23 protein-coding genes and 3 tRNA genes are annotated in these 23,695 nt (G+C 59.2%); 8 read left to right on the forward strand and 18 right to left on the reverse strand.

The features are described 5' to 3' along the window. The first annotated feature begins 362 nt into the window (after positions 1-362). Positions 363-1,409 carry a hydrogenase expression/formation protein HypE gene (hypE, locus tag NT137_01770; GenBank protein ID MCX6652068.1) on the forward strand — a complete coding sequence of 349 codons (1,047 nt, stop codon included), beginning with the start codon at positions 363-365 and terminating at the stop codon, positions 1,407-1,409. On the opposite strand, the gene NT137_01775 is transcribed toward hypE, so the two are convergent. Continuing rightward, on the reverse strand, positions 1,410-2,000 hold the full coding sequence (locus NT137_01775; protein MCX6652069.1) for a VIT1/CCC1 transporter family protein: 591 nt from the start codon (positions 1,998-2,000) through the stop codon (positions 1,410-1,412). A gap of 232 nt (positions 2,001-2,232) precedes the next feature. On the opposite strand from NT137_01775, the gene NT137_01780 reads away from it, so the two are divergent. From NT137_01780 to NT137_01790, 3 genes are all read left to right on the forward strand, one after another. Beyond that, positions 2,233-5,013, forward strand: a complete 2,781-nt coding sequence (locus NT137_01780) for an immune inhibitor A (GenBank protein ID MCX6652070.1) — start codon at positions 2,233-2,235, stop codon at positions 5,011-5,013. Between the two features lie 97 nt (positions 5,014-5,110). Further along, positions 5,111-5,215: transfer RNA gene (locus NT137_01785), tRNA-Val, on the forward strand. Positions 5,216-5,586: 371 nt separating this feature from the next. Then, a complete protein-coding gene (locus tag NT137_01790) occupies positions 5,587-6,243 on the forward strand; it encodes a hypothetical protein (GenBank protein MCX6652071.1) in 657 nt (218 codons plus the stop codon). 140 nt (positions 6,244-6,383) lie between these two features. Here NT137_01790 and heR read toward each other — a convergent pair whose 3' ends face one another. Beyond that, positions 6,384-7,175, reverse strand: a complete 792-nt coding sequence (heR, locus tag NT137_01795) for a heliorhodopsin HeR (protein ID MCX6652072.1) — start codon at positions 7,173-7,175, stop codon at positions 6,384-6,386. Positions 7,176-7,296: 121 nt separating this feature from the next. Here heR and NT137_01800 point away from each other — a divergent pair, with 121 nt between their 5' ends. After that, positions 7,297-8,505 (forward strand): DUF1015 domain-containing protein, encoded by a 1,209-nt coding sequence (locus NT137_01800; protein MCX6652073.1) that lies wholly within the window; start codon positions 7,297-7,299, stop codon positions 8,503-8,505. 23 nt (positions 8,506-8,528) lie between these two features. Here the strand turns inward: NT137_01800 and NT137_01805 are convergent, their stop codons facing one another. Further along, on the reverse strand, positions 8,529-9,419 hold the full coding sequence (locus tag NT137_01805) for an NAD-binding protein (protein MCX6652074.1): 891 nt from the start codon (positions 9,417-9,419) through the stop codon (positions 8,529-8,531). Between the two features lie 108 nt (positions 9,420-9,527). Then, a tRNA-Thr gene (locus NT137_01810) sits at positions 9,528-9,626 on the reverse strand. 91 nt (positions 9,627-9,717) lie between these two features. Between NT137_01810 and rqcH the strand changes: the two genes are divergently transcribed. Further along, positions 9,718-11,643, forward strand: a complete 1,926-nt coding sequence (rqcH, locus tag NT137_01815) for a ribosome rescue protein RqcH (GenBank protein ID MCX6652075.1) — start codon at positions 9,718-9,720, stop codon at positions 11,641-11,643. 12 nt (positions 11,644-11,655) lie between these two features. Here the strand turns inward: rqcH and NT137_01820 are convergent. From NT137_01820 to NT137_01855, 8 genes are all read right to left on the reverse strand, one after another. Then, a tRNA-Arg gene (locus NT137_01820) sits at positions 11,656-11,729 on the reverse strand. Positions 11,730-11,768: 39 nt separating this feature from the next. Next, the gene (locus NT137_01825; protein ID MCX6652076.1) at positions 11,769-12,623 is read right to left on the reverse strand and encodes an ABC transporter permease; all 855 of its coding nucleotides are present in this window, start codon (positions 12,621-12,623) and stop codon (positions 11,769-11,771) included. Beyond that, complete coding sequence (locus NT137_01830; GenBank protein MCX6652077.1) at positions 12,620-13,435, reverse strand: ABC transporter permease; 816 nt, start codon at positions 13,433-13,435, stop codon at positions 12,620-12,622. The genes NT137_01825 and NT137_01830 overlap by 4 nt, the downstream gene beginning before the upstream one ends. Further along, positions 13,432-14,397: an ABC transporter ATP-binding protein gene (locus NT137_01835; GenBank protein ID MCX6652078.1), complete on the reverse strand. Its 966-nt coding sequence runs from the start codon at positions 14,395-14,397 to the stop codon at positions 13,432-13,434. The genes NT137_01830 and NT137_01835 overlap by 4 nt, the downstream gene beginning before the upstream one ends. Before the next feature lie 42 nt (positions 14,398-14,439). Beyond that, complete coding sequence (locus NT137_01840; GenBank protein MCX6652079.1) at positions 14,440-14,631, reverse strand: 30S ribosomal protein S17e; 192 nt, start codon at positions 14,629-14,631, stop codon at positions 14,440-14,442. Between the two features lie 39 nt (positions 14,632-14,670). Further along, the gene (gene thyX, locus NT137_01845; protein MCX6652080.1) at positions 14,671-15,348 is read right to left on the reverse strand and encodes an FAD-dependent thymidylate synthase; all 678 of its coding nucleotides are present in this window, start codon (positions 15,346-15,348) and stop codon (positions 14,671-14,673) included. 31 nt (positions 15,349-15,379) lie between these two features. Then, positions 15,380-16,129 (reverse strand): TraB/GumN family protein, encoded by a 750-nt coding sequence (locus NT137_01850; protein ID MCX6652081.1) that lies wholly within the window; start codon positions 16,127-16,129, stop codon positions 15,380-15,382. A gap of 37 nt (positions 16,130-16,166) precedes the next feature. Next, positions 16,167-16,421, reverse strand: a complete 255-nt coding sequence (locus tag NT137_01855) for a hypothetical protein (protein MCX6652082.1) — start codon at positions 16,419-16,421, stop codon at positions 16,167-16,169. A gap of 41 nt (positions 16,422-16,462) precedes the next feature. On the opposite strand from NT137_01855, the gene NT137_01860 reads away from it, so the two are divergent. Next, complete coding sequence (locus NT137_01860) at positions 16,463-17,125, forward strand: HAD family phosphatase (GenBank protein MCX6652083.1); 663 nt, start codon at positions 16,463-16,465, stop codon at positions 17,123-17,125. Positions 17,126-17,127: 2 nt separating this feature from the next. Here NT137_01860 and NT137_01865 read toward each other — a convergent pair whose 3' ends face one another. The 4 genes from NT137_01865 to NT137_01880 are packed head-to-tail and all read right to left on the reverse strand — an operon-like array spanning position 17,128 to position 19,860. Next, a complete protein-coding gene (locus tag NT137_01865; protein MCX6652084.1) occupies positions 17,128-17,781 on the reverse strand; it encodes a protein-L-isoaspartate(D-aspartate) O-methyltransferase in 654 nt (217 codons plus the stop codon). Positions 17,782-17,788: 7 nt separating this feature from the next. Beyond that, positions 17,789-18,388: an HVO_0476 family zinc finger protein gene (locus tag NT137_01870; protein ID MCX6652085.1), complete on the reverse strand. Its 600-nt coding sequence runs from the start codon at positions 18,386-18,388 to the stop codon at positions 17,789-17,791. A gap of 51 nt (positions 18,389-18,439) precedes the next feature. Continuing rightward, positions 18,440-18,988, reverse strand: coding sequence for an MBL fold metallo-hydrolase (locus NT137_01875; protein ID MCX6652086.1), 549 nt, complete (start codon positions 18,986-18,988; stop codon positions 18,440-18,442). Next, a complete protein-coding gene (locus NT137_01880; protein ID MCX6652087.1) occupies positions 18,985-19,860 on the reverse strand; it encodes a rhomboid family intramembrane serine protease in 876 nt (291 codons plus the stop codon). The genes NT137_01875 and NT137_01880 overlap by 4 nt, the downstream gene beginning before the upstream one ends. Positions 19,861-19,971: 111 nt before the next feature. Between NT137_01880 and NT137_01885 the strand changes: the two genes are divergently transcribed. Next, positions 19,972-20,541 carry a methyltransferase gene (locus tag NT137_01885; protein MCX6652088.1) on the forward strand — a complete coding sequence of 190 codons (570 nt, stop codon included), beginning with the start codon at positions 19,972-19,974 and terminating at the stop codon, positions 20,539-20,541. On the opposite strand, the gene gatE is transcribed toward NT137_01885, so the two are convergent. After that, positions 20,538-22,397 carry a Glu-tRNA(Gln) amidotransferase subunit GatE gene (gatE, locus tag NT137_01890; GenBank protein ID MCX6652089.1) on the reverse strand — a complete coding sequence of 620 codons (1,860 nt, stop codon included), beginning with the start codon at positions 22,395-22,397 and terminating at the stop codon, positions 20,538-20,540. The two genes, NT137_01885 and gatE, sit on opposite strands and share 4 nt — an antisense overlap. Beyond that, positions 22,390-23,688 carry a Glu-tRNA(Gln) amidotransferase subunit GatD gene (gene gatD / locus NT137_01895; protein ID MCX6652090.1) on the reverse strand — a complete coding sequence of 433 codons (1,299 nt, stop codon included), beginning with the start codon at positions 23,686-23,688 and terminating at the stop codon, positions 22,390-22,392. Before gatD ends, gatE begins: the two co-directional genes overlap by 8 nt. Positions 23,689-23,695 lie beyond the last annotated feature (7 nt).

Below are 23,695 nucleotides of genomic sequence, written 5' to 3' on the forward strand. Positions count from 1 at the left end.
AGAACATCCGCGTCTGCAAGGATTGCCGGGATGCGCGAGACGACCGGCAAACCTGAAGAAAGACCTTGCGCCTTCGGGTCGAGCGGTGATCGAGCGCCTTAGAAAGCGGAAAATGGCGGGCCTGTGGGGATTCGAACCCCATTATTTGGCTTCGAAGGCCAAAATGATAATCCACGCTACCCTACTGGCCATTTGGACTGCCTAGCTATGATTCGTACCGTTCATAAGGTTGCCGTAGGAAGGGAGGAGGACGGTGGCATCGCTCCTCTTTCTCATCGGAGGCTTCTTTGCCAGCACCGATCGGAGGCCATTCCTCTGGCTTTCTGACAAAATATAAAGAGCGGGCGGCCAATCGGCAGCGCATGAAGAGGGTGACCATGGGCCACGGGGCAGGGGGGGAGATGATGCAGGAGTTGCTCAGCAAGCACATCATTCCCTTCTTGCCCAAGGTCCCGTCGGAAGTGCCGCTAAGCTCTTTCGACGATTCCGCGGTGGTCGATGGCATCGTCTTCACTACGGATGCGCACACCGTCAAACCGCTATTCTTCCCCGGCGGGGACATCGGATCGCTGAGCGTCTATGGGACGGTGAACGACATCTCCGTGATGGGCGCCAGACCGCTGGCCATCGCCTGCGCCATGATCTTGGAGGAGGGGTTGGAGCTCGAGGTACTGGAGAGGATAGCGAAGAGCGTCGGTGACGCTTCTCAGATAGCTGGAGTGCCGGTGGTCACGGGCGACACCAAGGTCATGGAGTCTGGCAAGATCGAGCGCATGGTCATCGCCACCTCCGCCATCGGTCGGAGGAGCGAGTTCCTGGACCGTGACCTGGACGTTGCCATGCAGTATCGAAAGGTCGACTCGAAGTGGATGACGGACGACAACCTCCGCGACGGAGACGCAGTGATCGTCACTGGCACGGTGGGCGATCACGGCATAGCACTGCTTTCTTTCCGCGAAGGCTACGGATTCGAGAGCCAGGTGCAAAGCGATTGCGCACCGCTGAACCGACTGGTGGAGGACGTGCTCAAGGTCGGGGGGGCCGTGTGCATGAAAGACCCGACCCGTGGAGGATTGGCCAACGCCGTCAACGAATGGACCTCGAAGTCCAAGGTGGGCATGGAGGTGGATGAGACGTCCGTGCCCATCGCTGATCCGGTCCGCAACGCCTGCGATATGCTTGGCTTGGACCCCATGACCATCGGCAACGAGGGCAAGATGATCGTAGGAGTGGTGCCGGAGATGGCCGAGGATGTGCTTGGGGCCATACGCAAAAACCCTCTCGGTAAGAACGCGGCCATCATCGGGCATGCTACCTCGAAGGTCAGGGGCGTGGTGCTGAGGACCGAGGTGGGTGGTAGGAGGATACTCGAGCCTCCGGTGGGAGACCCGGTTCCACGAATCTGCTGATCACACCAGCGACTGGATGTAGAAGCAGATCAGGAAAGCTGCCACCCCGACCAAGGCCATCCTCGTCCCTTGTATCAGAGGATTGCGCTTTCCCAGCCGGCCCATCACCAGACCGGTGATGAAGAGCATGGAAATGGCCAAACTCACGGCTATCCAGGCGGCGGTCGCGATATCCCCGGGAGAGATGAGCAAGAACGGCGTGAGGATGATCGCACCCGCAGTCAGCGGCGCAAGGAAGTTGACGAGGGCGATGAGGATTATCGAGGCCCTTGATGAGCGTCCGATGTGGGTGTCCTCAAGCGACCGAAGCAAGGCCTTCTCAATCTCGTCAATACGGCGATTCTGCTCCATGCTCTCGGCCTCGAACACGCTCACCCCGGTCGAGATCCCTAGGGCAACGGCGCTCGTGAGGATCGTCGCGATCACGACCCTAAAGTCCGGATGTTCCGAGAGCGCGCCTCCTACGATTATGCCTAACATGACGAAGGTCGAGTCGAATATCGTGTTGACGAAGTATCGTCTAATCGTAGGGCCGGTACCGGGCATGGACAGGGCCGCGTCCACCCTGGCCTTGATCCTTTTCCTTACCATTGCCTATCGTCCAAGCAGCAAAACAAGCGGTGCGCGTATTCGATGCTTTCGGTTCGCGCCCGTCTTCTTCTCTCGTTGAGACCGTCTTGCAGGCGTTTTTTCACTAATCCAGCACTCGCTCGTCCTTGCATAATTTATAAATAGTCCGCTCCCGAATAATCGCAATTACGAGTGTGGCCGTTGGCCTCGGGCGCTACATTCTGCCCAGGCGACGGGATTCAGGAGGGGCAAGATGCTCAAGAATGCAACCAAGGTTATCAGCATAGTGATAGTGTTGACGATGGTTGTTGGTGCTTTTGCCGTGCTTATGACGGCCGGCAGCGCCAAGACCTCGTCAGGTGAGAAAGCGGTGATCGCGGACGTTGAGAGAATGGACGTCGACCCGCTGATGAAAGCGCAGAGTCTGAACGTGGGCGAACTGTATTATCAATACCACGCCCTTGCCAGTCCGACCTATCGGCCAGGTGAAATCTACGACGTCAACGACACGGCCCTCTTCTTGACTGACGATTACGGCAAGTGGGCTTGGAACGTTACCGACCCCACCCCCTTCATGCTGTTCAAGAAGCGCGCGGAGCGCACATCCTGCGAGATCTGGGTCGCTACCGATCTGTCCTTCCCCGACGGGGACCCGAGGAACGACGGCAGGATTGTGATCAATGACACTGCGGCCAACTACATGGCCGACCAGTTCAACAACACCATCTACCCGATCGAGACCCAGTATTTCGGCCTGCCACCGGCAAATGACGGTTCGGAATCAGTGATAACCCCAGATTTCGAGACCAACGTCAGCGGACGGGTCATGATCATGATTTTCAACATCGTGGACGATAGCTTCTGGGATCCCGGATATCCATACTACATAGCGGGCTACTTCTCCCCCTCGCTCGATGACATGTACGACCGGAACATCATACACATCGACAACTATGAATGGGCTAACAGGACCACTGAGTTTGTGGATCATCCGTTCGTATATGAGAGCACCGTGGCTCACGAGTACGAGCACCTATTGAACAATTTCCAGAATCCTGCGCAAGAGAGCTTCCTGGATGAAGGCTGCGCGATGTACGCGGAGATGCTCTGTGGATATGGAGTGCCATGGAGCCACATCGACCGCTTCCTGGCCACCCCAGACAACTCGCTGATAGAGTGGGGCGACCAGGGAGATTTGAACAGCCTAGCTGATTACGGAGCAGCGGCGCTGTACGTCATATGGCTGAGCGACCACTTCGGGTCCGACTTCATCGTCCACCTGGTCAACAGCACCTGGGAGGAAGTGACCTATAGCGGGATAGCTGCCATCAACGCAGCGTTCGAGAATCTTGGCTGGAGCAAGTGGGACTTCGACCGCTCGTTCAACTCCTGGCGTCTGGCGAACCTGATCCAAGCGAACAGTCCGGGCAACGGATTGTACAACTACAAGTCGTTGGACTTCGCCGACTCTAGCTATATAAACCACGGGCCGTTGGTCTATGACTACTATCCATGCAGGGATTACGCCCAGAGCGGTGACTCCTGGATAGAGTCAGCAGCATGGGAGTTTGGCAAGACGATAACCTACGAAGGTACTGTGTTGGACGTCTCCAAGGTCGGCTCCTATGGTACTGATTATGTCAACGTCAAGGGCGGCAGTCCGCCATTAGCACCTGGCTTGCCTGCTCGGTGGTGGTCGGGGATCAGTTCGTTCGAGGCGAAGTTCGGCTTCCAGGGCGACCCTGAGGTGAAGACCGGCTGGCAGATCATTGATGTGCCGGTCACCACTGGCGACGTGCTGTTCGAAGACGACTTCAACCACGGTGGAGCTCTGCCCAACTGGACATTGTCCAGCCCTGGAGCGTACGACAGTCCATGGCAGGCGGTTCAGAGACCTGATGTGGAAGATCCCACCAACTACTTCGCCCTGGCAAACGGTGACATTACAGCGGCAGTCGGCAACACCATCGATGAATGGATGAAGACGGTCAATGGCTTCGACACAACGGGATATGACCACCTGGTGCTGACCCTGAAGAACGACTTCCAGACCTTCTACAAGAACCGCCAGTTCGGCGTCATCTACTTCTCCATCGATGATGGGGCCCACTGGAAGGCATTGACTTCGTTCACGCAGGACTCCGTTTACCGCCAAATCCGCCAACCGTTCGCGAACGGGTACGCCGATGTGGCCATAAACGCCGATGATCTCGTTGGATTCAGCGACGTGCACTTGGCATTCAGGTATTTCACCGACAACGCGAATGGTAATAGCAGATGGTGGGCGTTCGATGACCTGCAGGTGACGGCGGTCGACACGACCAAGATGTGGTGGTCCGGCACAGGCTCTTTGAAGGACTACCGCCTGGTGGGCGACCTGGACCTGACCAGCTTCGAGGAGGAAGATGTCATCCTGGGCCTGGACACCAAGTGGGGAATCGAATCCGGTTGGGACTTCGGCTTCGTGCAGGTATCCACTGACGAAGGGGCGACCTGGGAGTCGGTCGAGGGAACATACACGACCATGGACCACGACCCCTCCGTGAAGGAGGAGATCGCGGCCGAGCTACCGGGGATAACCGACTACAACCCGAGCTGGGGCAACTCTGGCTGGGCCGCATTGGACCATGCCGAATATAACCTCACTGCATATGCGGGAGAGGTGGTCAAGCTCCGCTTCCGGTATATGACCGACTGGGCCACTGAGTACGAAGGCTGGTTCATCAAGAACGTGACGCTGAACGGAGAACTGATCGATGACGCCGACAGCCTGATCGCGTTCACACCTGACCCGGCGTACTCTGACGCAGAGTGGATGGTATCCCTCTACGCCACCAACGACGGCAGTCCGAGCCTTGAGGACGGTGTATACTACCTACCGATCGTCATGAACCTCAACCTTAACGACGATCAGTCGGTGCAGAAGGCGTTGGACAGCCTGATCGTGTACAGATACCTGTACATCCTGATCAGCCCCAAGATCGGTCCAGCGGACTACGGCTTCGGCATCTACAACACGTATATCTTTATCTAGGCCGACCCAAACCCTTTTTCATTTTCCATTTTCTTTTCTTGCTTTTGGGAGCCTAATGCAGCCTAGCATTTTATATCTGCTAGATGTTCAGAAGCACGGGCTCATGGTCTAGCGGTCATGAGTTGCTCAGGCGATCCCTGGACGGCTGACAGACAACGCCCTTACACGGCGTAGATCGCCGGTTCGAATCCGGCTGAGCCCACTTCCCTTCTCACGTGGATGTCTGCTCCTATTTCATTCCGGCGTGACCCTGGTGGCCCCAGTCGCTCTCTCCTTTCCCCAAGCTCGGTCGGCAAAAGATAAGAGCAGAGCGACTGTTTCAGCCACCAAGGAAGATCGAGAACGATGAGGATACTCGAGATACTTGACCGGAACTGGAATGTCCATGACCTTCTCGTGAGAGGTGTCGATGAGTCCGAGGGGAAGGCCAGCGAGTATCTTTCTTCCCAAGGGATTGAGTGGAGACTTGGAGATGCTGATGATATCAGATCCGCTGAGGCTTTGCTTTTCAAGGGAGTAATTGTCTATCCACCAGGACCTAGGAATGTGACCCGTTCGGTTCATTTGGAACTGATGAAAAGAATCTCGGACAAGCCTTATGTGACGCTATTCGGAGAGCCGCGAGAGTATTGTTGGCCTTCCTACGACCTGTGCGATCCAGCGAGAGCGTTCAGCGTGGCACCAGGAAAGAGAATGAACAGGATATTCTTCCCCAGCAATTGGGCCGATCCCGAGGTCGAGAGCTGGGAGAAGCGCGAGGACAGGATCTGCTGGATCGGACGGCCAATGAGATCGCGGATCCAGGCGGCGAAGAAGTTGATCGAGGAAGGTGTCGAGCTCGACATCTACAGCAAGAGGCCTTGGCCGTTGGAACAATGGAAAGGCTTCGCTCCGGATGAGATGGAGCTATCGAGACGGTACCGCTACAGGATCGTCTTTGAGAACGAATGGACGAACAAGTACCACTCAGAGAAGTTGTTCAACTCCATCAAGTATGGATGCGTGACGTTCTACGGTTCGGACGCCTCCCTAGACCTCCCACAGCTCAAAGGGGCATATTCGCCCTACAGCTTGGAAAACGTCAAAAGAAGGGATGAGCTGGCACCGTCCATCCTCTCGAACATCAAGCAGTTCATGTTCTCCGATAGTTGGAAGATGTACTCCATGAAGACCTTCTTTGATACTTTGATCAACAAGCTCAAGGAAGATGCCCGGGAACGCACGGCCTGAGCTCGTCCGACGAAATGCACTGATCGGGGGCGGACCGAATCATCGCGCTAGATGCATAGGCTGCCGCGATGGAGCGTGATGGGTTGCTCTCCGTTGAATGGAAAAAGATGATGATTGGGGCGTTGCCCCCGGTTCTTCTATCAACCGCCCCGCAATGTGCCAGCGAACACCTGCCAGGCCAACAGGCTCTTCGCCACCAGGCTGAGCACGATGTACATGCGCTCTCCGTAGAGGTAGTCCTTGTACTTGCCCTTGGCGCGGTACTGCAGCACCATGTTCAACGCGAAGATGTTGAAGAAGAAGGCGATGCTGATCACGATCGCATACACGAAGGTGGGGATGGCGGTCGTCGACCCGGCTCCGAAGAAGTAGATGAGCAAACCCACCCACGGCATGAGCCCGGCGAAGCAGCCGAAGATGAAGGCGGTCCAGTTGGTCTTCTCCGTGGTCTGGTTGTGCAGCTCCATCATCCAGCCGAACAGGTTCATGCAGGCGTTGAGGGCGAACAGCAGGATCAGCGAGACGAAGTCCCACATGCCGCAGAGCCAGGCGATGACCACGATCATGAAGGACGAGGACACCGAGTACTCGATCCAGCGGGCAGGGTTGATGTGCTTCTTCAGGTTCCTCACATACCAGGGGTAGCCCCAGGGGGATGCGAGCACGAAGTGCGCGATGGCGCTCATGAACAGGAACAGCGAAATCAGCGGGCCCAAAGGCACTGTGAACAGCACTTCCAGCTGGGGCGCGGGCGGCTGCCCTCCTCCTGGAAAGTTCAGGAAAGCGGAGGTGATGGTCATCTTCACGCTCCAGTTGGCGATCAGAAGCATTATCGTACCCTGGATGAGGTGCAAGAGCCCCATGAAGGCGTTGAACCTCCTCAGCTTGCGGTACTTCTCTTCCTCGGTCACTTCCGTGAACTTTGCGGACATCGAAGATCTCACTAGTCGACTTGCGAACGGGCGATATATGTAACTTATCCTACTCCTTTTTCGTTGAGAATGGGAAAAGTAGTTGAGTGGCCAATCGTTTCCCGCAGGCATCGGTGCGTAAATGGTGCAGTTCCTTCCTTTCCGCGGCCTTCTGCCCTCGCTAGAGCAAGAAGAATCGATCGCAACCAGGGTCTCACCGCCCTATGACGTGATCGACGATGAAGAGAGACGCAGGCTGCAGTCCCAGCCGAACAACGTCGCCCGCCTGACCTTGGGCGGCGAGGAAGGCTCCTACGAGAAGGTCGCGCTGCTCCTCGAGGACTGGATAGCCAAGGGCGATTTGCAACCGGACAAGAAGGATTGCTTCTATCTTTATCGCCAGAGCTTTACTGAGGAGGGAAGGGAACTAACCAGGACCGGCATCATGGGGCGGCTCCTTGTGGAGCCATATGAGGATGGAGGCATCATGCCTCACGAGGAGACCTCTCCCAAAGTGAAAGAGGACAGATTGAACTTCCTCCGGGCCACGGCCACGCATTTGGAATCGATCTTCTGCATCTTCGAGCGCTTGGACGAGCAGGTGGCAACGGGTCTAGTAAAAGCCCCGGAGCTGTTCTCCTTCAAAGATTCCTCAGGCGTGAAGCACTCTCTTGCAAGAGTATCCACGAAAGCGACCAACAAGGCCATTAGCTTGATGCTGGAGAAGCAGAAGCTGCTCATAGCTGACGGACACCATCGATACGAGACAGCACTGCGCTACTCGCAGGAGAACCCTGACGATGAAAAGAAGCGCTACGTCCTCGCCACCCTGGTCGCTTCGAGCGATCCCGGTCTGGTGGTCAGGCCGACGCATCGCCTGTACGCCGTGGGCGGGTTCTCGAGCGATTTCTTCCTCACTCTGGCAGCGAAGGAGTTCGGGACATGGGAGCTGAGCAGCATGGACGAGATGGCGAAGGTCATGCAGCGCTCCCGCCGTCCGACCTTGGGATTCGTCATGAAGGACGGAAGACGGTTCGTGGGAGAGCAGCTAAGGCCGGCGAAGGATGATCTGCTGGCCACTCTTGATACTTATGTTTGTGAGGAGGCGGTGCACAAGCGCGTCCTCATCTCCATGGCCGAAGGGAAGGAGATCAAAGTGGACTTTGACCATGACGCTGGATCGGTGGAGAGGAAGCTTGCGTCGGGCGAATGGGATATGGCCGTGATGCTTTCCCCGCCCAAGCTCGAGACCATCTGGTCGCTGGCGCTGGGCGGACGCAAGATGCCCAGGAAGTCGACCTATTTCTGGCCCAAGATCTGGTCCGGCCTCGTGTTCTACCGGATGAAGTAGGTCCTGGAGCCTCCTCGCCTAGGTCACGGTCCTCGGAGGTTGCATGTGGCCTCCACTACCCGCTTCATCTCCATGAACCGCTTGGGGTTCTTCTCAAAGGCGGATCTGCATTCTTCGGTGTCGAAGAACAGCTTCTCCCCTTGGAACTCGATCACGAACTTGGCGGTGGCGGGATCGACCTCCGTCCCGCAGACCGGGTCCACGACCACCCGGCGGGCCTTGGATACCATCACCCGGGCTCCCATCTCATGGCAGTGCACCACTTCGTCCGCGCCGGCTTTCTTCAGTACGGTCACATTGCGCATGTCCTCCACCTCGGAGACGATGAAGATGCCGGGGTTCAGCATCTTGGCCATGATGCACACGATGATGTTGGTCGGGTCACGAAGCGTGGCGATGATGGTCTTCGCCTCCTTGATGTTCGCCCTCGACAGGACGTCCTCGTCCCCCGCATCCCCCTTGATGACCACCACCCCTAGCTCCATGAGATCGGCGATCTTCTCCTCGTCGTTCTCAATGAAGACGAATTTGTCCCCTTTCTCGTTCAGGTTCTGATAGACCTGCTTTCCTACGTTCCCGTAGCCACAGATGATGATGTGATCCTTCATCTTCGTCCGCCTCTCTGGAAGCCCTAACTCCTGGCGCAGGTCCTTAGTGACCATAAGATCGAACAGCGACTGCAGCACGGTGACCGCGGACGTCACTCCCCCGACGACCACGATCACCGCCAATGCCCGACTCGCTCCGGTGGTGGGAACGATGTCCCCAAAACCGACGGTGAACATCGTCTCGATGGTGAAGTAGAACGAAGAGAAGATGTCAGTGACCGTGGGCTCTACAAATAAGAAGCCCACGGTTCCCACGAAGATGATCCCCGCCAAGAACGCGATGGCGTATATCATTCTCCTCTTCATCCACATCTCCCCGGAGGACCGGCTTTGCTACTACCATTCTCTTGATATTTCAAGATGCCTGCATGAACTGCGAGTCAAGGCCGAGGAGGAAGCTTAGGTAAAGGGTGATGGAGCCACTGGAGGGGATCGAACCCTCGACCTACGCCTTACCAAGGCGTCGCTATTTAGAGACGCGCTATGAACGCGTTACCTCTAAGCCACAGTGGCGTGCAGCCCCTCCAATCCAGTTATCCGTCATAAAGCTTTCGCGTTTCCCTTGGCACAAACGCTTTTCTCGGTAAAGCGCTTGCATGTGCGAATGAAATCCGAGATGAGCGCCTTCGACATCCTCGCGGTGGTCAGCGAGATGCAACCCCTGGTAGGAGGATATCTGGACAAGGTCTTCCACTGGGACCGAAAGAACGTGCTGCTGCGCGTGAACGTGCCTGGAACGGGAAGGCGCGAGGTGGTGATCCTCGACCTCAAGTGGCTCTACCTTTCCAAGGAGCGACCAGGGGTTCCCGAGACGCCGTCGCAGTTCGCAGTGCATGCGCGCAAGCTCCTCTCCAACGCCAAGATAACGACGATCAGACAGCACCAGTTCGACCGCATCGTGGTCATCGAATCGGATAGGGAGGAAGGTTATCAGCTGGTCATCGAACTCTTCGGCGAGGGCAACCTGCTCATCGTCTCCCAGGGGAAGATCGTCAACTGCCTCTTCTCCAAGACCTGGAAGCACCGGGACGTGCGGCCCGGAGCGGACTACTCTTTCCCGCCCAGCCGGTTCAATCCCGGCGCTCAGGATGTCGGCGCGTTCCAGGAAGCCATACGGGGCTCCAATGCCGATGTCGTTCGTACCCTGGCCACGGCCATCAATCTTGGAGGTCAGTACGGCGAAGAGCTGTGCCTGCGAGCGGGCCTGGACAAGACGAGAAAAGCCAAGGACCTCAGCGAAGAGGAGACGGACCGGCTGAGATCGGAACTGGAGAAGCTGCTCCAGGCCGTCAAGCTGAACCCATCCCCCACCCTCGCATCCAAGAACTCCTTGCCCGTTGACGTTACACCGTTCGAGCTGCTGCAATACCAGGATGCGGACAAGGAAAGGTTCGCCTCTCACTCTGAAGCTCTGGCCGCTTTCGTCGAACGTGCCGGTCGCCTCAAGCAAAGGGCGGAGAACCCGGAGATACAGCGCCTGGCCAGGCAGATCGAACAGCAGACCGCCGCCAGGGAAGCGTTGAAGGCGGAGGCAAACGAGCACACGCTCCAGGCGGAGGGCATCTACGCCCACTACCAGGATGTGAGCTCTTTCCTAACGAGGTTCGGCGAGATGGCCCTAGGGAAAGGCTGGGAGAAGATCAAGGAAGAGGCTCGGTCGTTCGCCATGGCGCTCGAGGTCCGTCCACAGGACTCCTCGGTCCGGGCGGACTTCGATGGCCTCGTCGTCTGGCTCGACTATTCCAGGGGGATCGACGAGAACGCCAACCTGCTCTATAGCAAGGCCAAGGAGGCGAAGGAGAAGCAGGGCCGGGCGGAGGCAGCTCTGAACGAAACGAAGAAGCGCCTGGAAGAGATGAAGAAGCACGAGTCGAAGCTCTCCTTGGCCGCCAAGGAGGAACGGAAGCCGACCAAGCAGTTCTGGTTCGAGAGCTACAAGTGGTTCGTCACCTCGGGCGGACATCTGGTGCTGGCGGGCAGGGACGCACGCACCAATGACCAGCTGGTGAAGAAGCACCTCACGTCGACGGACCGATACGCCCACGCCGACGTTCATGGAGCGCCGAGCGTGGTGATCAAAGATGGCTCAACCGCCAACGAAGAGGAGCTGCGCCAGGCCTGCCTGTTCGCCCTTTCACACTCGAAGGCCTGGAACGCCGGGGCAAGGGAAGGCAGCGCCTACTGGGTCCTCCCCGACCAGGTATCGAAGACGCCGGACGCGGGGGAGTTCGTTCCCAGGGGGGCGTTCATCATCCGAGGAAAACGCAACTACGAGCATCATTTGCCTCTTGAGCTCGCCGTGGGCGAGATCGAGCACCAGGGGGCGAGGAAGATCATGTGCGCTCCGCGCCAGGCTATCGAAGATCTGGCGAACCGGATGGTGACGATCGTGCCCGGGGACACTGATAGAAGCAGATTGTCCTCCACGCTCTCGAAGATGCTCAACGTGCCGGAAGAAGAGGTCTCCCGCGTCCTGCCGCCAGGAGATGTGGACATCTCTTCGACGAAAGGACTTGCGCTCGAACTCTGAAGGATAGAGAAGCGCCCGAGCCGGGATTCGAACCCGGGTCTAAAGATCCGCAATCTTTTAGGATATCCAAGCTACCCCACTCGGGCCTATTGGTCTTGAACGCGCTCGGGTAATTAAACTTAACCTCAGTAGGTGGTGGTCATGTCCAACTTGCCCTTCTTTCGGGCTAGGTGGTCAGCGTAGCGGAAGATGCCGATGGAGAGCACGAGGAACAGGGCGCTCGAGACCGCCAGGAGAACGAAGATCTCGGTCGAGGAATAGACCTGCAGCCCCGAAACCGAGGAGATGTCCATTCCAGGCAGCAGCGCCCGGCGGACGATCTCCAGCCAGTAGGTGATCGGGATAGCATGGCCGACGGCCTGCCCCCAGCCCGGGAGCACGGTGAGGGGGAAGACGACCCCGCAGAACAGGTAGAACATGCCGGCGATGCCTTCGTTGATGCCCATGCCGTGCCTGGCGGTGAGGAACGATATCCCGGCCAGGGCGATCCCTATCATGCAGATGCAGAGCAGCCCCAGGAGCATGGAGATCGCCAGCAACCCCCAGTCCACCTGCCCCAGGTCCAAGGAAAGGCCCAAGACCAGCACCCCGAACACCAAGGTGATGAAGATGGCGATGGTGGTCAGCACGATCTTGCACGTCGCCCGACCGATGATGTAGGTGTAGAAGGAAATGGGCGCGATGTAGATCTGCTTCAGGGTCTGGTAATGCTCCCGGTCCTCGTGGATGACCATGACGATGCCGAAGAGCACCTGAGCCACATACATGTAGAAGGCGTTTCCCACGTACATGTAGGCGAAGAAGGTGGGATCGTTGAGCACGCTGCTCTGCACCACCAGGTACATGACCACCAAGATGAGGGTGCCGGCGATGGGCTTCGCCACCGTGTAGATGAGGAAGAACCAGGGCTGAGTCCAGTTGGCCTCCATCTGCCAGCCTAGCCAGGCGGCGTAGCGGAAGGTGCGCAGCTCGTCCCTCATTGCCATCTCATCGTCAGCCTCCCTTCCCTCTTTCCCAGGTATTCCATGTACCGCAAGGAGTACCTCGCGCCGATCAGGAACAGAACGGCTAGTGCCGCCAAAACCAAGGCCTCGACCTCCACCGGCAGGAAGCCCTGAACGGAGGGCGAAGCGAACATCAGCTGGCGCATGGCATCGAGACCCAGAGTGATAGGGATCACCGAAGCGGTCAGGGCCACCCAGAAACCCAGCTGCTTGACCGGGAAGTATATCCCTGAGAAAAGGTAGATCGGCTCCTGCAGGAGGTTGGAGAGGTGCCACGCTCCCCGGCCATACAACATGTAGAGCGAGGAGAACATCATGCCCATGCCGTAGAGGGCGAAGAGCGTCAGGCAGAATGTCGCGACCAGACCTCCAAGGTTGCTCACTTGCAGCTGCACGCCGAAGACCAGGAAACCGAGGATGAAGGTGGATGCGGCGCGAATGGTGGTGAAGAAGATGCCTCCCACTGCCATCCCTCCCAGCACCGCCATGCGCGACATCGGGGCGAGCATATAGAGCTGCAGGTTACCCGTCTCCTTCTCCCAGTAGAACTGGGTGGCCATGCTCCAAAGCACGTTGAGCCAGAAGGCGGTCATCACCCCTCCGAGGACGACGAACCCGGTGAAGACCTCCGGAGCTCCCATGGCCCGATAGTAGTAGATGAAGGCGGCTATGCCTAGGAGGGGGAGGAAGATGTCGAAGAGCATCCAGCTTGGTTCCCTCGAGGCGCCGATGATGCGCGGGTATGCCCGGCCGAGGAGAGCGCGGTAGTTAAGCTTCCAGTCGATCATCCCAGCGCTCTCCCCACCAGCTGGATGAACACGTCCTCCAGGGTCGGCTCGCCCTTGCTCACATAGAGCACCTTCGCTTGACGGGTGGCGACGTATGAAACGATGTCCGCGATCACCGATTCGTCCTCAAGAGAGAAGCGCATCTCCACTCTGCCATCCGTGATGGTGCTATCGAACCCGGACACCCCTGGCAGACCGCCCAAGCCCGTGATCCCGTCGAAAGGAGTGGTGGCCAAGGTGAAGATGGATGCTCGGCGCACGCTGCGCTTGAGGTTCGCTGGCGTGTCGCAGGCCAGGATGCGGCCCTGATCGATGATGGCCACCCGGTCGCAAAGAAAATCGGCCTCGGCCATGTAATGAGTGGTGAGTAGAACGGTCTTGCCCGTGGTGTCCTTGACCCAGTGGCGGATGTAGTTGCGGATGGCGATGCTGGCGTTGACGTCCAGACCGAGGGTCGGTTCGTCCAAGAAGATGAGGTCGGGATTGGTCACGAAGCCCCGAACCACGTTCATCTTCTGCCGCTGTCCGGTGGAGATGGTGCGCACCTTGGCGTTCGCCTTGTCCTCCAGGCCGAACGTCGCCAGCATCTCGTCGATGCGCCTCTTCGCCTCCTTGCCCGGGATGCCGTAGAACTGGGAGAACATCCACAGGTTCTCCTTCACCGTCAGAAGGCCGTAGCCGGAGGTCTCCCCTCCCGAGACCATGTTGATGCGCGGGCGGATCTTCTGGGCCTCCAGGACGACGTCATGACCGAGCACTTTCACCTCGCCAGAGGACGGCAGCAGGAGGGTGGCAAGTATCTTGATGAAGGTGGTCTTGCCCGCTCCGTTCGGACCGAGGAGACCGAAAAGCTCGCCCTCGGCCACGTTCAAGTCCACGTTCTCCAGGGCGATCAGGGGCCCTTTGCCCTTCTTGTTGCCAAAGACACGCGTGAGCGCCTTGGCCTCGATAGCTTGGACCATTGGCGGTCACCTAGAACGAGGTGTGCCAGAAAATAGTATCGTCTAGTTCTCTTGCTGCTGCCAGTAGCGGGTGACGTAGCCGGCGATGAGGTTCCTCATACGCACCGTCCCGACGTTGGTGAGCTTGCTAACGAGCACTTTGTTCGTCTCGAAGTCGGCGGTGAAAACCTTGGGGTACTTCTCCACGAGCTCGATAGCGACCCGCTTGATGTAAGTCGGCCTGATCTTTCCCATGTACACACCAGGTATCTGCCGGTTAAGTGGTGAGCGTATTTAAGCCTTGCTGAGCTCGCGCCTTCTTGGCTTACCGCAGGAGAGCTTGCCCTCTGGACATGGTCCGCGAACGCACGGAGGACCGGCCTGCTTGAACAGCTTCGGAGCGACCTCCTTCGCCTGCTTGAGCATCTCCTCGGCCACGGCCCGGATCTCCCATTGCGCTCTGCGGCACGTCCGCAGGGTGAAGAAGTGCCATAGCTCTCGGGCGTTCATGGTGACGGTGATGTTGGTGGTGCAGGCGTTCGGCAGCACGTACCTGGCATCCTCCAACGGGACCTTCTCCACCAGCTTGCGATATGCCTCCCAACTGCGCTCCATGAGTTCGCGGAACTCGCGCTCCAATTCCCGGTCTCCTTTGATCGTCTCCGGGACGACGTAGGAGGGTTCCTTGAGCGACACATACCTCTGACTGGTCTGGCTATAGGATGCGATCCTGTGGCGCACCAGCTGATGGGTCATCGCCCTGGAGACGCCCTCCACGGAGAAGGTGAAGGAGGCGTGCTCGATGACCGAGTGATGCCCGGAGTCCATGACGCTGTCGATGACCTTGCCCACCTTCTCCTCGGGTAGGGAGGAGAGCAGCTCGCTGGCCGTCTTCCTCGAATAGCAGGAGTGCCCGGCGGAGGCGCACAGCCTCTCCGCGTCCTTGGTGTAAGATAGCAGAATGACCTTCATGCTCGCAGCCGGCACATGACCAGGCAACGAATTAAGGCTTTTCCTCTTCCATGCTCACGGTATATTGGTAACTGATCTCCGCCCCCCCTTCCTTGGCCGCCACGAAGCCCTTGGGGTAGGAGTTGTCCAGGAGCTGCTTCAGCCGGACCACCTGTAGGTGGCTGCCCGCCAGCAACTGACCCAAGCCGTCAACGTGGCCATCGCCCACGATGGCCACCACGCTGCCGTACTTCATCTCCGCCTGCGCCAGGTTGTTGGCCATGATGTGGTTGCGGTCGTCGATGAGCACCCGCTTCAAGGTGGGGAACTGCCTCTCGAACTGCTTGAGGTACATCTCCTCGTTCTGGGTGAAGCGATCCAGTTCCGCCTCCACCCGCTTCTTGGAAGCGAAGAGTCCAGTGACGGCCGAGAAGAAGAGCAGGACGCGTTCCTTGAAGGGCATGACCTTCAGCATGTGCGTGAACAGCGCTCCCGCGTTCGCATCGATGAAAAGGCAATCCACTCCCAGCTCCTTGGAGGCGTCCACCGCGGCCAGCATCTCCGAGCCAAGCTCTCCGCCGAACTCATCCGCCAGGCGCTTCTGAAACTTGGACAGGATGCGATATGTGGGGGGCAGGTCCTTGCGCACCTGCGGGTGCAGCAGGGCTTGGTAACGCTCGCCGTCCAGCTCCACCGCCACCACGTTTGGCGCCTGGCCGACGATCACGTCTCGCACCTGGCGCTTGATGTCGAACACGTGCCCCACGCCCACTATGGTGATCATGGCGTCTTCAACGAGCACGCAGGCCCTCTATAACCCTTTGGCCCGGCCCATCTGGTCAAAGGCCAAGGACGAACAGATACACTGCTGCGGCAAGGATGACGGAAACGGTCAGCCCTCCGATTAATAAGTAGATGAGAACCCACGCCAAAGTGTCTGTGGTCCGATCCGACGGCAGATTCCAGCCTGGATGAGGCAGGGGGAAATTGCAGCTCACGCAATAGAGGTAGTGCTCGTCCGTGAAGTTGCCGCAGCGAGGACAGATCATCTTCTCATCAAGTGCATTCACGGCTTCCGATTTCAACCTAACCATACGCAGAATCGTTTAATAGCTGGAGCGGATTGAATGCGTTCGTGGACCAGAGGCGTTTTGACCTGGTGGCTTTCGACATGGACGGGGTGCTGGTGAACTACACGAGTTGCTGGACCTGGGTGCATGACCATTTCCAGGTGCAGAACGAGGCGGCCATCCAGGCCTTCATCGACGGCCGCATCGACGACATGGAGTTCATGCGTCGGGACATCTCCCTGTGGCGGAGGAAGCGCCCGCAGCTCTGCCGGGAGGAGCTGGAGCTGATCCTCGCTCCGTTGCCGATGAACGAGGGCATCGAGGAGACGATACGTATCCTGAGGACGAACGGCATCAGGACGGTCATCGTCTCCGGGGGCCTGGACATCGTGGCGGAGAAGATCGCCTCCCGCTATGGGTTCGACGACTGGCTAGCGAACGGCGTGGAGTGCGACGAGAACGGGAAGCTGACCGGGGAGGGTCTTCTGCGCGTGGAGCTCAAGAACAAGCGTTCCGCCCTGGACCAGCTATTGGCCAAATACGGCATCAAAGGCGACCGGGCCGCCTGCGTCGGCGATTCCTTCGTGGACATTCCGATGTTCGAGGCATGCGCCATGTCCATCGCCTTCAACCCCACCGACAGCGTGGTCGTAAAGAAGGCCACGCATGTTGTCAGGGACAAAAGCATCAAGGCCGTGCTGCCCTACATCCTGAACGCCGAAAGATAGCATCAATCCTTGAACCCATGCTCGCCGATGAGCGGAACGAACACGCAGCCCCCTAGATTGCGTTGCTGATAGTCGCTGCCCTTTCGGATCACCAGCATAAGTTCTTGGTAGAACCTTCCTCCGACGGGGATGAGGAGCTTGCCGCCCTCCACCAGCTGCTCTTTGAGCGGTTGCGGTATCCCAGGGGAGGCGGCGGCGATGGAGATCCGGTCGTAGGGTGCGTGCTCCGGCAGCCCCTTGGTGCCGTCCCCCACCACCGTCTCCACCACGTCCGCATATCCAGCCGCCTGGAGGTTCTTCTTGGCGGAGGAGGCGAGGCTCTCGATGCGCTCCATGCTATACACGCGGCCGCCGGGCCTGATCAGCTCGGCCATGACCGCTGCGTGGTAGCCTGATCCACCTCCGACCTCCAGCACTCTCTGCCCCGCCCGGAGGTCAAGAGCCTCTACCATAATCCCCACCATGTGCGGCGCGGAGATGGTCTGTCCTTCGCCGATGTGCAGGGGCGTGTCTAGGTAGGCTTGTTCCACCAGCTCGCCTGGAAGGAATAGATGCCGCTCCACCGCCTCCATGGCCTTGGAGACCGCCGGACCGGAGATGTAGCCGCTGTCCAGCAGCCGCCGCACCATCCGCTTCCTGGCCTCCCTGAGGTCCATGAGCACCTCACTTGTAGGTGGCGCGCATGCGCTTGGTGTAGATGCGGACTATGTCCCTCGCAGGCACGCCGCCGCTGCGCACCATGCCCTCTTTGGTCTTGATGTAGTGGATGACCACGTCGTCCTTGCCTACGGTGAAGGTGTCGCCGACATAGAACTCCTCGTCCGGCAGGGCGAAGATCTCCGCCGCCAGCGTCTTGGAGGTCTTGTTGACGGATATCTTCACGCGCACCTTGTCGAAGCGCTTGCCCCAGATGGTGGATATCTCTCCTGCGGTCGCTTGGCTCACCCTTGCGCCCTCCTTCTCGATGGAGGTGATGACGACGTTGGCGTCCTCCACGAACAGCTCGTCGTCCACAGACACCATCTCGTCCTCCCCGAACTCGAACTCGAAGCGCTTCGACTGGCCGAGTTCGCTGACGATGATGGGCACTTTGACGCTCTTGGGCTCTCGCACCACCGTGGTGTGCACGTGCGCGCATTCTTGGCATTTGACGGTGGTCTCGAGCACGTCCCCTCCCTTGCCTATGCGGCCGCGCAGGACCTCGTGCAGTCGCTTCTCGCCGCAGTTGGGGCAGTTCAGATAGAGTGAGTTCGGTATGGCCATGAATATCACTTGTGCTTTTTCGCCTCAGATTATGCCGAGGATGTATAGAACTTATCGGTCCACGCGGAAGGGAGGGCCGTGCCCCGGCACGATGACGTCCGCAAAGTCGACGATGGAACGCATGCTCCGGAGGGCCAGGTCAGGGTCGCAATTGATGCCTGGAGGCAGCCATTTCTCGTAGTTGTCCCGGGTAGGAATGGCATCCCCTACGATCGCATAGCGCACCTCTGACTCGACGAAGACGCTCACACTGGAATGGGTGTGGCCGGGGGTGGCGACCTGCTTCACGCCTGGACAGATGCTTCTCTCCTTCTCCCCTCGTCCGAGCGTCAAGGGCTTGGCCATCCGGAACAGCTGGTTGTTCCCTGTATGGTCGTGATGGTCGTGGGTGTTGACCAGGAGGTCCACCTGCTCCGGGTCTATGCCCTCCCTGACCAAGGCCGCCAGAACGCGATCGCGATAGGCTGGGCTAGATGTGTCCACAACCAGTCTATGTGGATCGCACAGAACGAGGGTGGAGGACCCGTGCGCCTCCAATATCGCCTTTCCGTCCCGGCGGATGAAGCCTTCGCACAGCACGCGCACCTGGGGCAAGGTCACTTGAGGTTCACCTCGTGCCCGTTCTGGCATTTGAGCTTCGAGCCTTTGAAGGCGTAGGCGGAACCGCATTGCGGGCATTTGGCATGTTTGGCGAAATAGTCGAGCCAGGCATCGCGCACCTCCCTTTCCTGCTCTCCTTTCGCCTTGTCCAGGGCGTTCCTCAACTGGGGCGTGGTGGCTAGTGCCTCCAGTGGCGCCAGGTTCACCTCCCTGACCTTCTCCCGTTTCTCACCGGCGGGCAGAAGCTGCCCTAACACCATGCCGGCCAGGAAGCCGCCCAGATGCGCGCCGTAGGCCGTACCGGAGGCGGTGCCGTAGAATGCCAGGTAGAAGACCTGCAGACCGAACCAGGTACCAACGGCGATCCAGACCGCCACGCTTGGAAGGAAAATAGGACCGACGAACATGGGAATGCGGTCCTTGGGATAGAGCAGAAGCATGGCGCCCATGACGCCGGAAATGGCGCCGGAGGCACCTAGGATGAGAGTGGGGGTGTCCCAGCGGACCAGGGACTCGACCAGCACAGCTGCCACCCCCGCGATGAAGAAGATGCCCGCGAACTTGCGCTTGCCGACCCGGTCTTCCAGTGGCACGCCCACCAGAAGGAGGAAGAGCATGTTGCCGAAGATGTGGAACACGTCCGCGTGCACGAACATGCTCGTGAACACCGTGTAGAGCGATTGGCCGTTGGTCAAGAAGATCGGCTGGAAGCTCAGCTCTTCGATGATCGTGCCTCGCGGCGCGACGATCTCCAGGGTGAAGACCGCCATGCAGCCCAGGATAAGCAGCTGGGTCATGCCGAAGCGCTTTAGACCGGCCAGAGCGACTGCGATGACGATCGCCGCTATGGCCGCCAAGGAGAAGATGTCCAACCGATCACTCCCACCCCGCCAAACGCCTGGATGGATAAGTGCGTTTCGATGTTCCGACCGCCCTCAGCCGTGAGGTCTATCTGCGAAGATGTGCTTCCTTGAGCGGGCAAGATGAAATATGATCCTCGGATCCGAATCCAAGAGTGCGAGCGAGTCTATCCTCCGCGCGAGGACACATTTCTACTATTGGATTGCGTGAGCGAGGTCGAGGGGAAGAGGGTCCTGGAGATGGGTTGCGGCACCGGCATCATCGCCCTGCATTGCGCCCTGGCAGGCGCAGAGGTAACGGCGGTTGACATCAACCCCTATGCAGTCTCCTGCGCCAAGGAGAATGCCGAGCGAAACGGCCTGGAAGTGGAGGTGATCCATTCAGACCTTTTCTTGGACGTGGAAGGACGTTTCGACCTCATCGTCTTCAATCCCCCCTACCTGCCTGGCGATGACAAAGGGGACATCGAACGGTCCTGGGCCGGGGGAGAAGAAGGGATCCAGGTCCTGGAGCGCTTCCTGACCGAGGCGCCGGAGCATCTGGCCAAGGGAGGCGAGATGCTGGTGCTGCTCTCCGACACCATGCGCGAAGCGCCGCTCACCTGCATCCTTTCCCAATACCGGAGGGAGAGGTTGGCCTCGAGGAATCTGTTCTTCGAGGAGCTTTGGGTCGAGAGACTGCGCCTTCCTTAGCTCAGCAGCTTGGCAATCTCCTTCTTCAGCAGATCGCTGGCGGTCTTCCCGTCCACTTTTCCTTTGAGCCGCTCCATGACCACGCCCATGAGCGGCCCGGCCGCCGCCAGTCCCTTCTCGCGCACGAATGATTCGCGCTCCTTGACGATGGCCGCTATGGCGTCCTCGGCTTCTCCCGAGCCCACCTTATGAATGCCCAGCGATTCCACTGCCTCTCTGGCCCTTTTCCCTTGGGCCATCTGGCGAAGCACATCGGGCATGGCTTCCTTGGCGAAGCTGCCTTCTTTCAGGCACAGGAACGCTTCCAGAAGGCGGGCTTCGTCCAGCTTGCTCGTGTCCTGACCTTCGTGCTCCAGCTCCGGCATGGTGCTCAGGAGGGTGCGGGCCGCCACCGAGGCCATATCGTGCTTCGATGCCAGCTCTTCGAACAGCGTCTCGTAGCCATCGCGCACTATCTGACGCGCCTGCTGCTCGTGCACCCCGTACCTGGAGACGAAGCGAAGGATGGTCTGCTCCGGCATCTCCGGAAGGCTGGAGGCGATGGACCTCATCTTCTCCTCCGATACCACGATCGGTCTGACGTCCGTCTCCGGATACATTCGACTGGCACCAGGCAATGGACGGCTGTAGGTCGTGGAGCCATCGGGCAATGGGTCCCGGGTCTCCTCCGGCACCCCCGCCAACGCCAGGTTCGCCCGGTCCACCGCCGCCTTCAAAGCCGCCTCTGCCCTCTCCGGCTCGTCCGCGCACAGGGCGAAGGACTCACCTTCGGGCAGAGAGAGCGCCTCCCGCACCTTCTGCACTTCCGCAGGAGTGACGCCGTATCCCGGCAGCTCGTCCGAATGGAATATGCCCATGACCCCTTTTGCCCGAGCGTACTGCGCCATCTCCGCGCCCAGCCTGAGCTTGCCGTCCGGGCTCTTCATCAACCCTGCGAATCCAGGCATGGCCGCGCCCAGCACCTTCCCTCCTTTGGCGATGGACGAGGATAGCACTTTGGATTTGGATTCAATGAGAATGGGAGTGAGGTCGATGACCTTGATGACGGCTGACTTCGTTCCCCGTTTCAACAGCTCGTCCTTCACCGCCAACAGGTTGCGCTGTCGCTCCACTTCCTTCTGCACGAAGAGCGGAAGCATGCGCAGCTCCTGCACTCCCTTGACCTCGACCCTTGCGCCTCCCGGGATGGAGATGTTCAAATCCTCCCGGATGGTCCCGATGCCTCGCTTGACGCGCTTCGTAGCCCGAAGAATGGAGCCGAGCCTGGCGGCCACCTCCTTCACCTCCTCGGGGGTGTGCATGTCCGGTCCGGTGGCGATCTCTATGAGAGGTATGCCTAACCGGTCCAGACGGTAGGTCACCTCCTGCCCCTTGGCCTCCACCTTTCGAGCCGCATCCTCCTCCAGGCAGATGCTCTGGATCTTTATCTTCTTCTCCCCGACCTGCATCTGTCCGTCCACCGCCACCAGGGCGGTGCGCTGGAAGCCACTGGTGTTGGAGCCATCGATGACGATCTTGCGCATGAAGTGCACTTCGTCCGCCACTTTAGCGTGGAGAAGCGCCGCCACTGTCAAAGTGACATCCACCGCCTGCGCGTCGGCGTCGTGGGGAGGCTCCTCGTCCGCCTCCACCAGACAGGCTGCCTTTCTCGGAGCTTGATAGCGGAACCTCATCTTCCTTTCCGCTTGCGCCAGGGCGGCCCGGTCCACCTCCCCCAGCTCGCTCTGCGTGGGCCGGAGGCGGCGCAAGATCGTCCTGCCTTCCTCCTCCACTAGCTCAGTCTCGCAAGAGCAGAAGAGCTTCTTGGTGTCCAGCTGCTGGTGGATCTCGATGCCGCAGGTGAGCGGCTCAGTCATCGATCTCCCTCCTTTGGCTGAGCTCTCCTCGTAGATCCGTGATCATCGTGCTGCGTAGCTCCTTTTCGCTGGAAGTGTTCGCCAATGCCCACATGAGCTTAATGTAGGCGGTCTCGGGCAGCATGTCCTCGCCCGGTATCACTCCGGCGGCAAGAAGATCGCGCCCGGTGTCGTAGACGTTGAGGTTGACCCGTCCATGCAGACATTGGGAGCACATGACCACCGTGGTGCCGCCGGCGATCGCCTTCCTGATCTCCTTGATCAGGTCGGCGGAGACGTGTCCGAGCCCGGTGCCGGCGATGACTATGCCTCGGTCGTCCTTGGCCAAGGATCCGAAGGAACGGGTGGACATGCCCGGGTAGAACTGGATCAGCGATACCTTCTCTTCCATGGCGGTGCGCAGGCTCACCTTGGACGAGCTCTTGGGCTTGATAGACGAGAGGATCTCGATGCCCTTCTCGAACTCCACCTTCGCCACGGGAGAGGAATTGATGCTCTGGAACGCATCCCGCCTGGAAGTGTGCATCTTGCGCACCCTCGTGCCCCGGTGCACCGAGGCGGAGGTGTCGGAGATGCCCGCGTGCATGAGAACGAAGACCTCGGCGGCGTCCGCCTCCAGGCAGAACCTGGTGGCCGCGAGGAGATTGCTGTAGGCATCCGAAGAAGGCCGATCGGAGGAGCGCTGCGCGCCTACCAATACGACCGAACGTGGCAGCTCGTCCAGCATGAACGATAGCGCGGCCGAGGTATAGCCCATGGTATCCGTTCCATGAGGCACGATGCAGCCCTCGTCCCCGGAGCTCAGGCGGTCCGCCGTCGCTTCCGCTATCCTTTGCCAATGCTCCACGCGCATGTTCTCGCTGAAGATCGAGAACAATACCTTGGCGTCTATCTGGCACAGGTCCGATATCTCGGGCACCGTGGCCATCAGGTCCTCGGCGCTCAGGGCAGGGTGCACCGCCCCGGTACGGTAGTCCACGTAGGAAGCGATCGTGCCCCCGGTCCCGATGACCGCTATCTTCCTTGCTCCCTCACTAGAACGCTGATGACGAGGGTGACGTTCCTTCTTCTCCCCTTTGCTCACGACCTCGACGGATGCCCCTTCCTCAAGGCGGACGCCGATGTTGTAGCCGCTCTTTAGCTTAAGCACCAGGACGTCGGGGTCAGAGAACTCGTGATGGGGCATGAGCACGCCGGTGCGCTCTCCGCCCTTGCTTCTGACCTGGACCATATCGCCCTCTTTCGCTCGGGCGCGGGAGAGCTCTTCAGCCACTCGGGTGGAATAGTTCATTCGGCCG

The organism is Methanomassiliicoccales archaeon (assembly GCA_026394375.1).
Classification (GTDB): Archaea; Thermoplasmatota; Thermoplasmata; order Methanomassiliicoccales; family UBA472; genus JAJRAL01.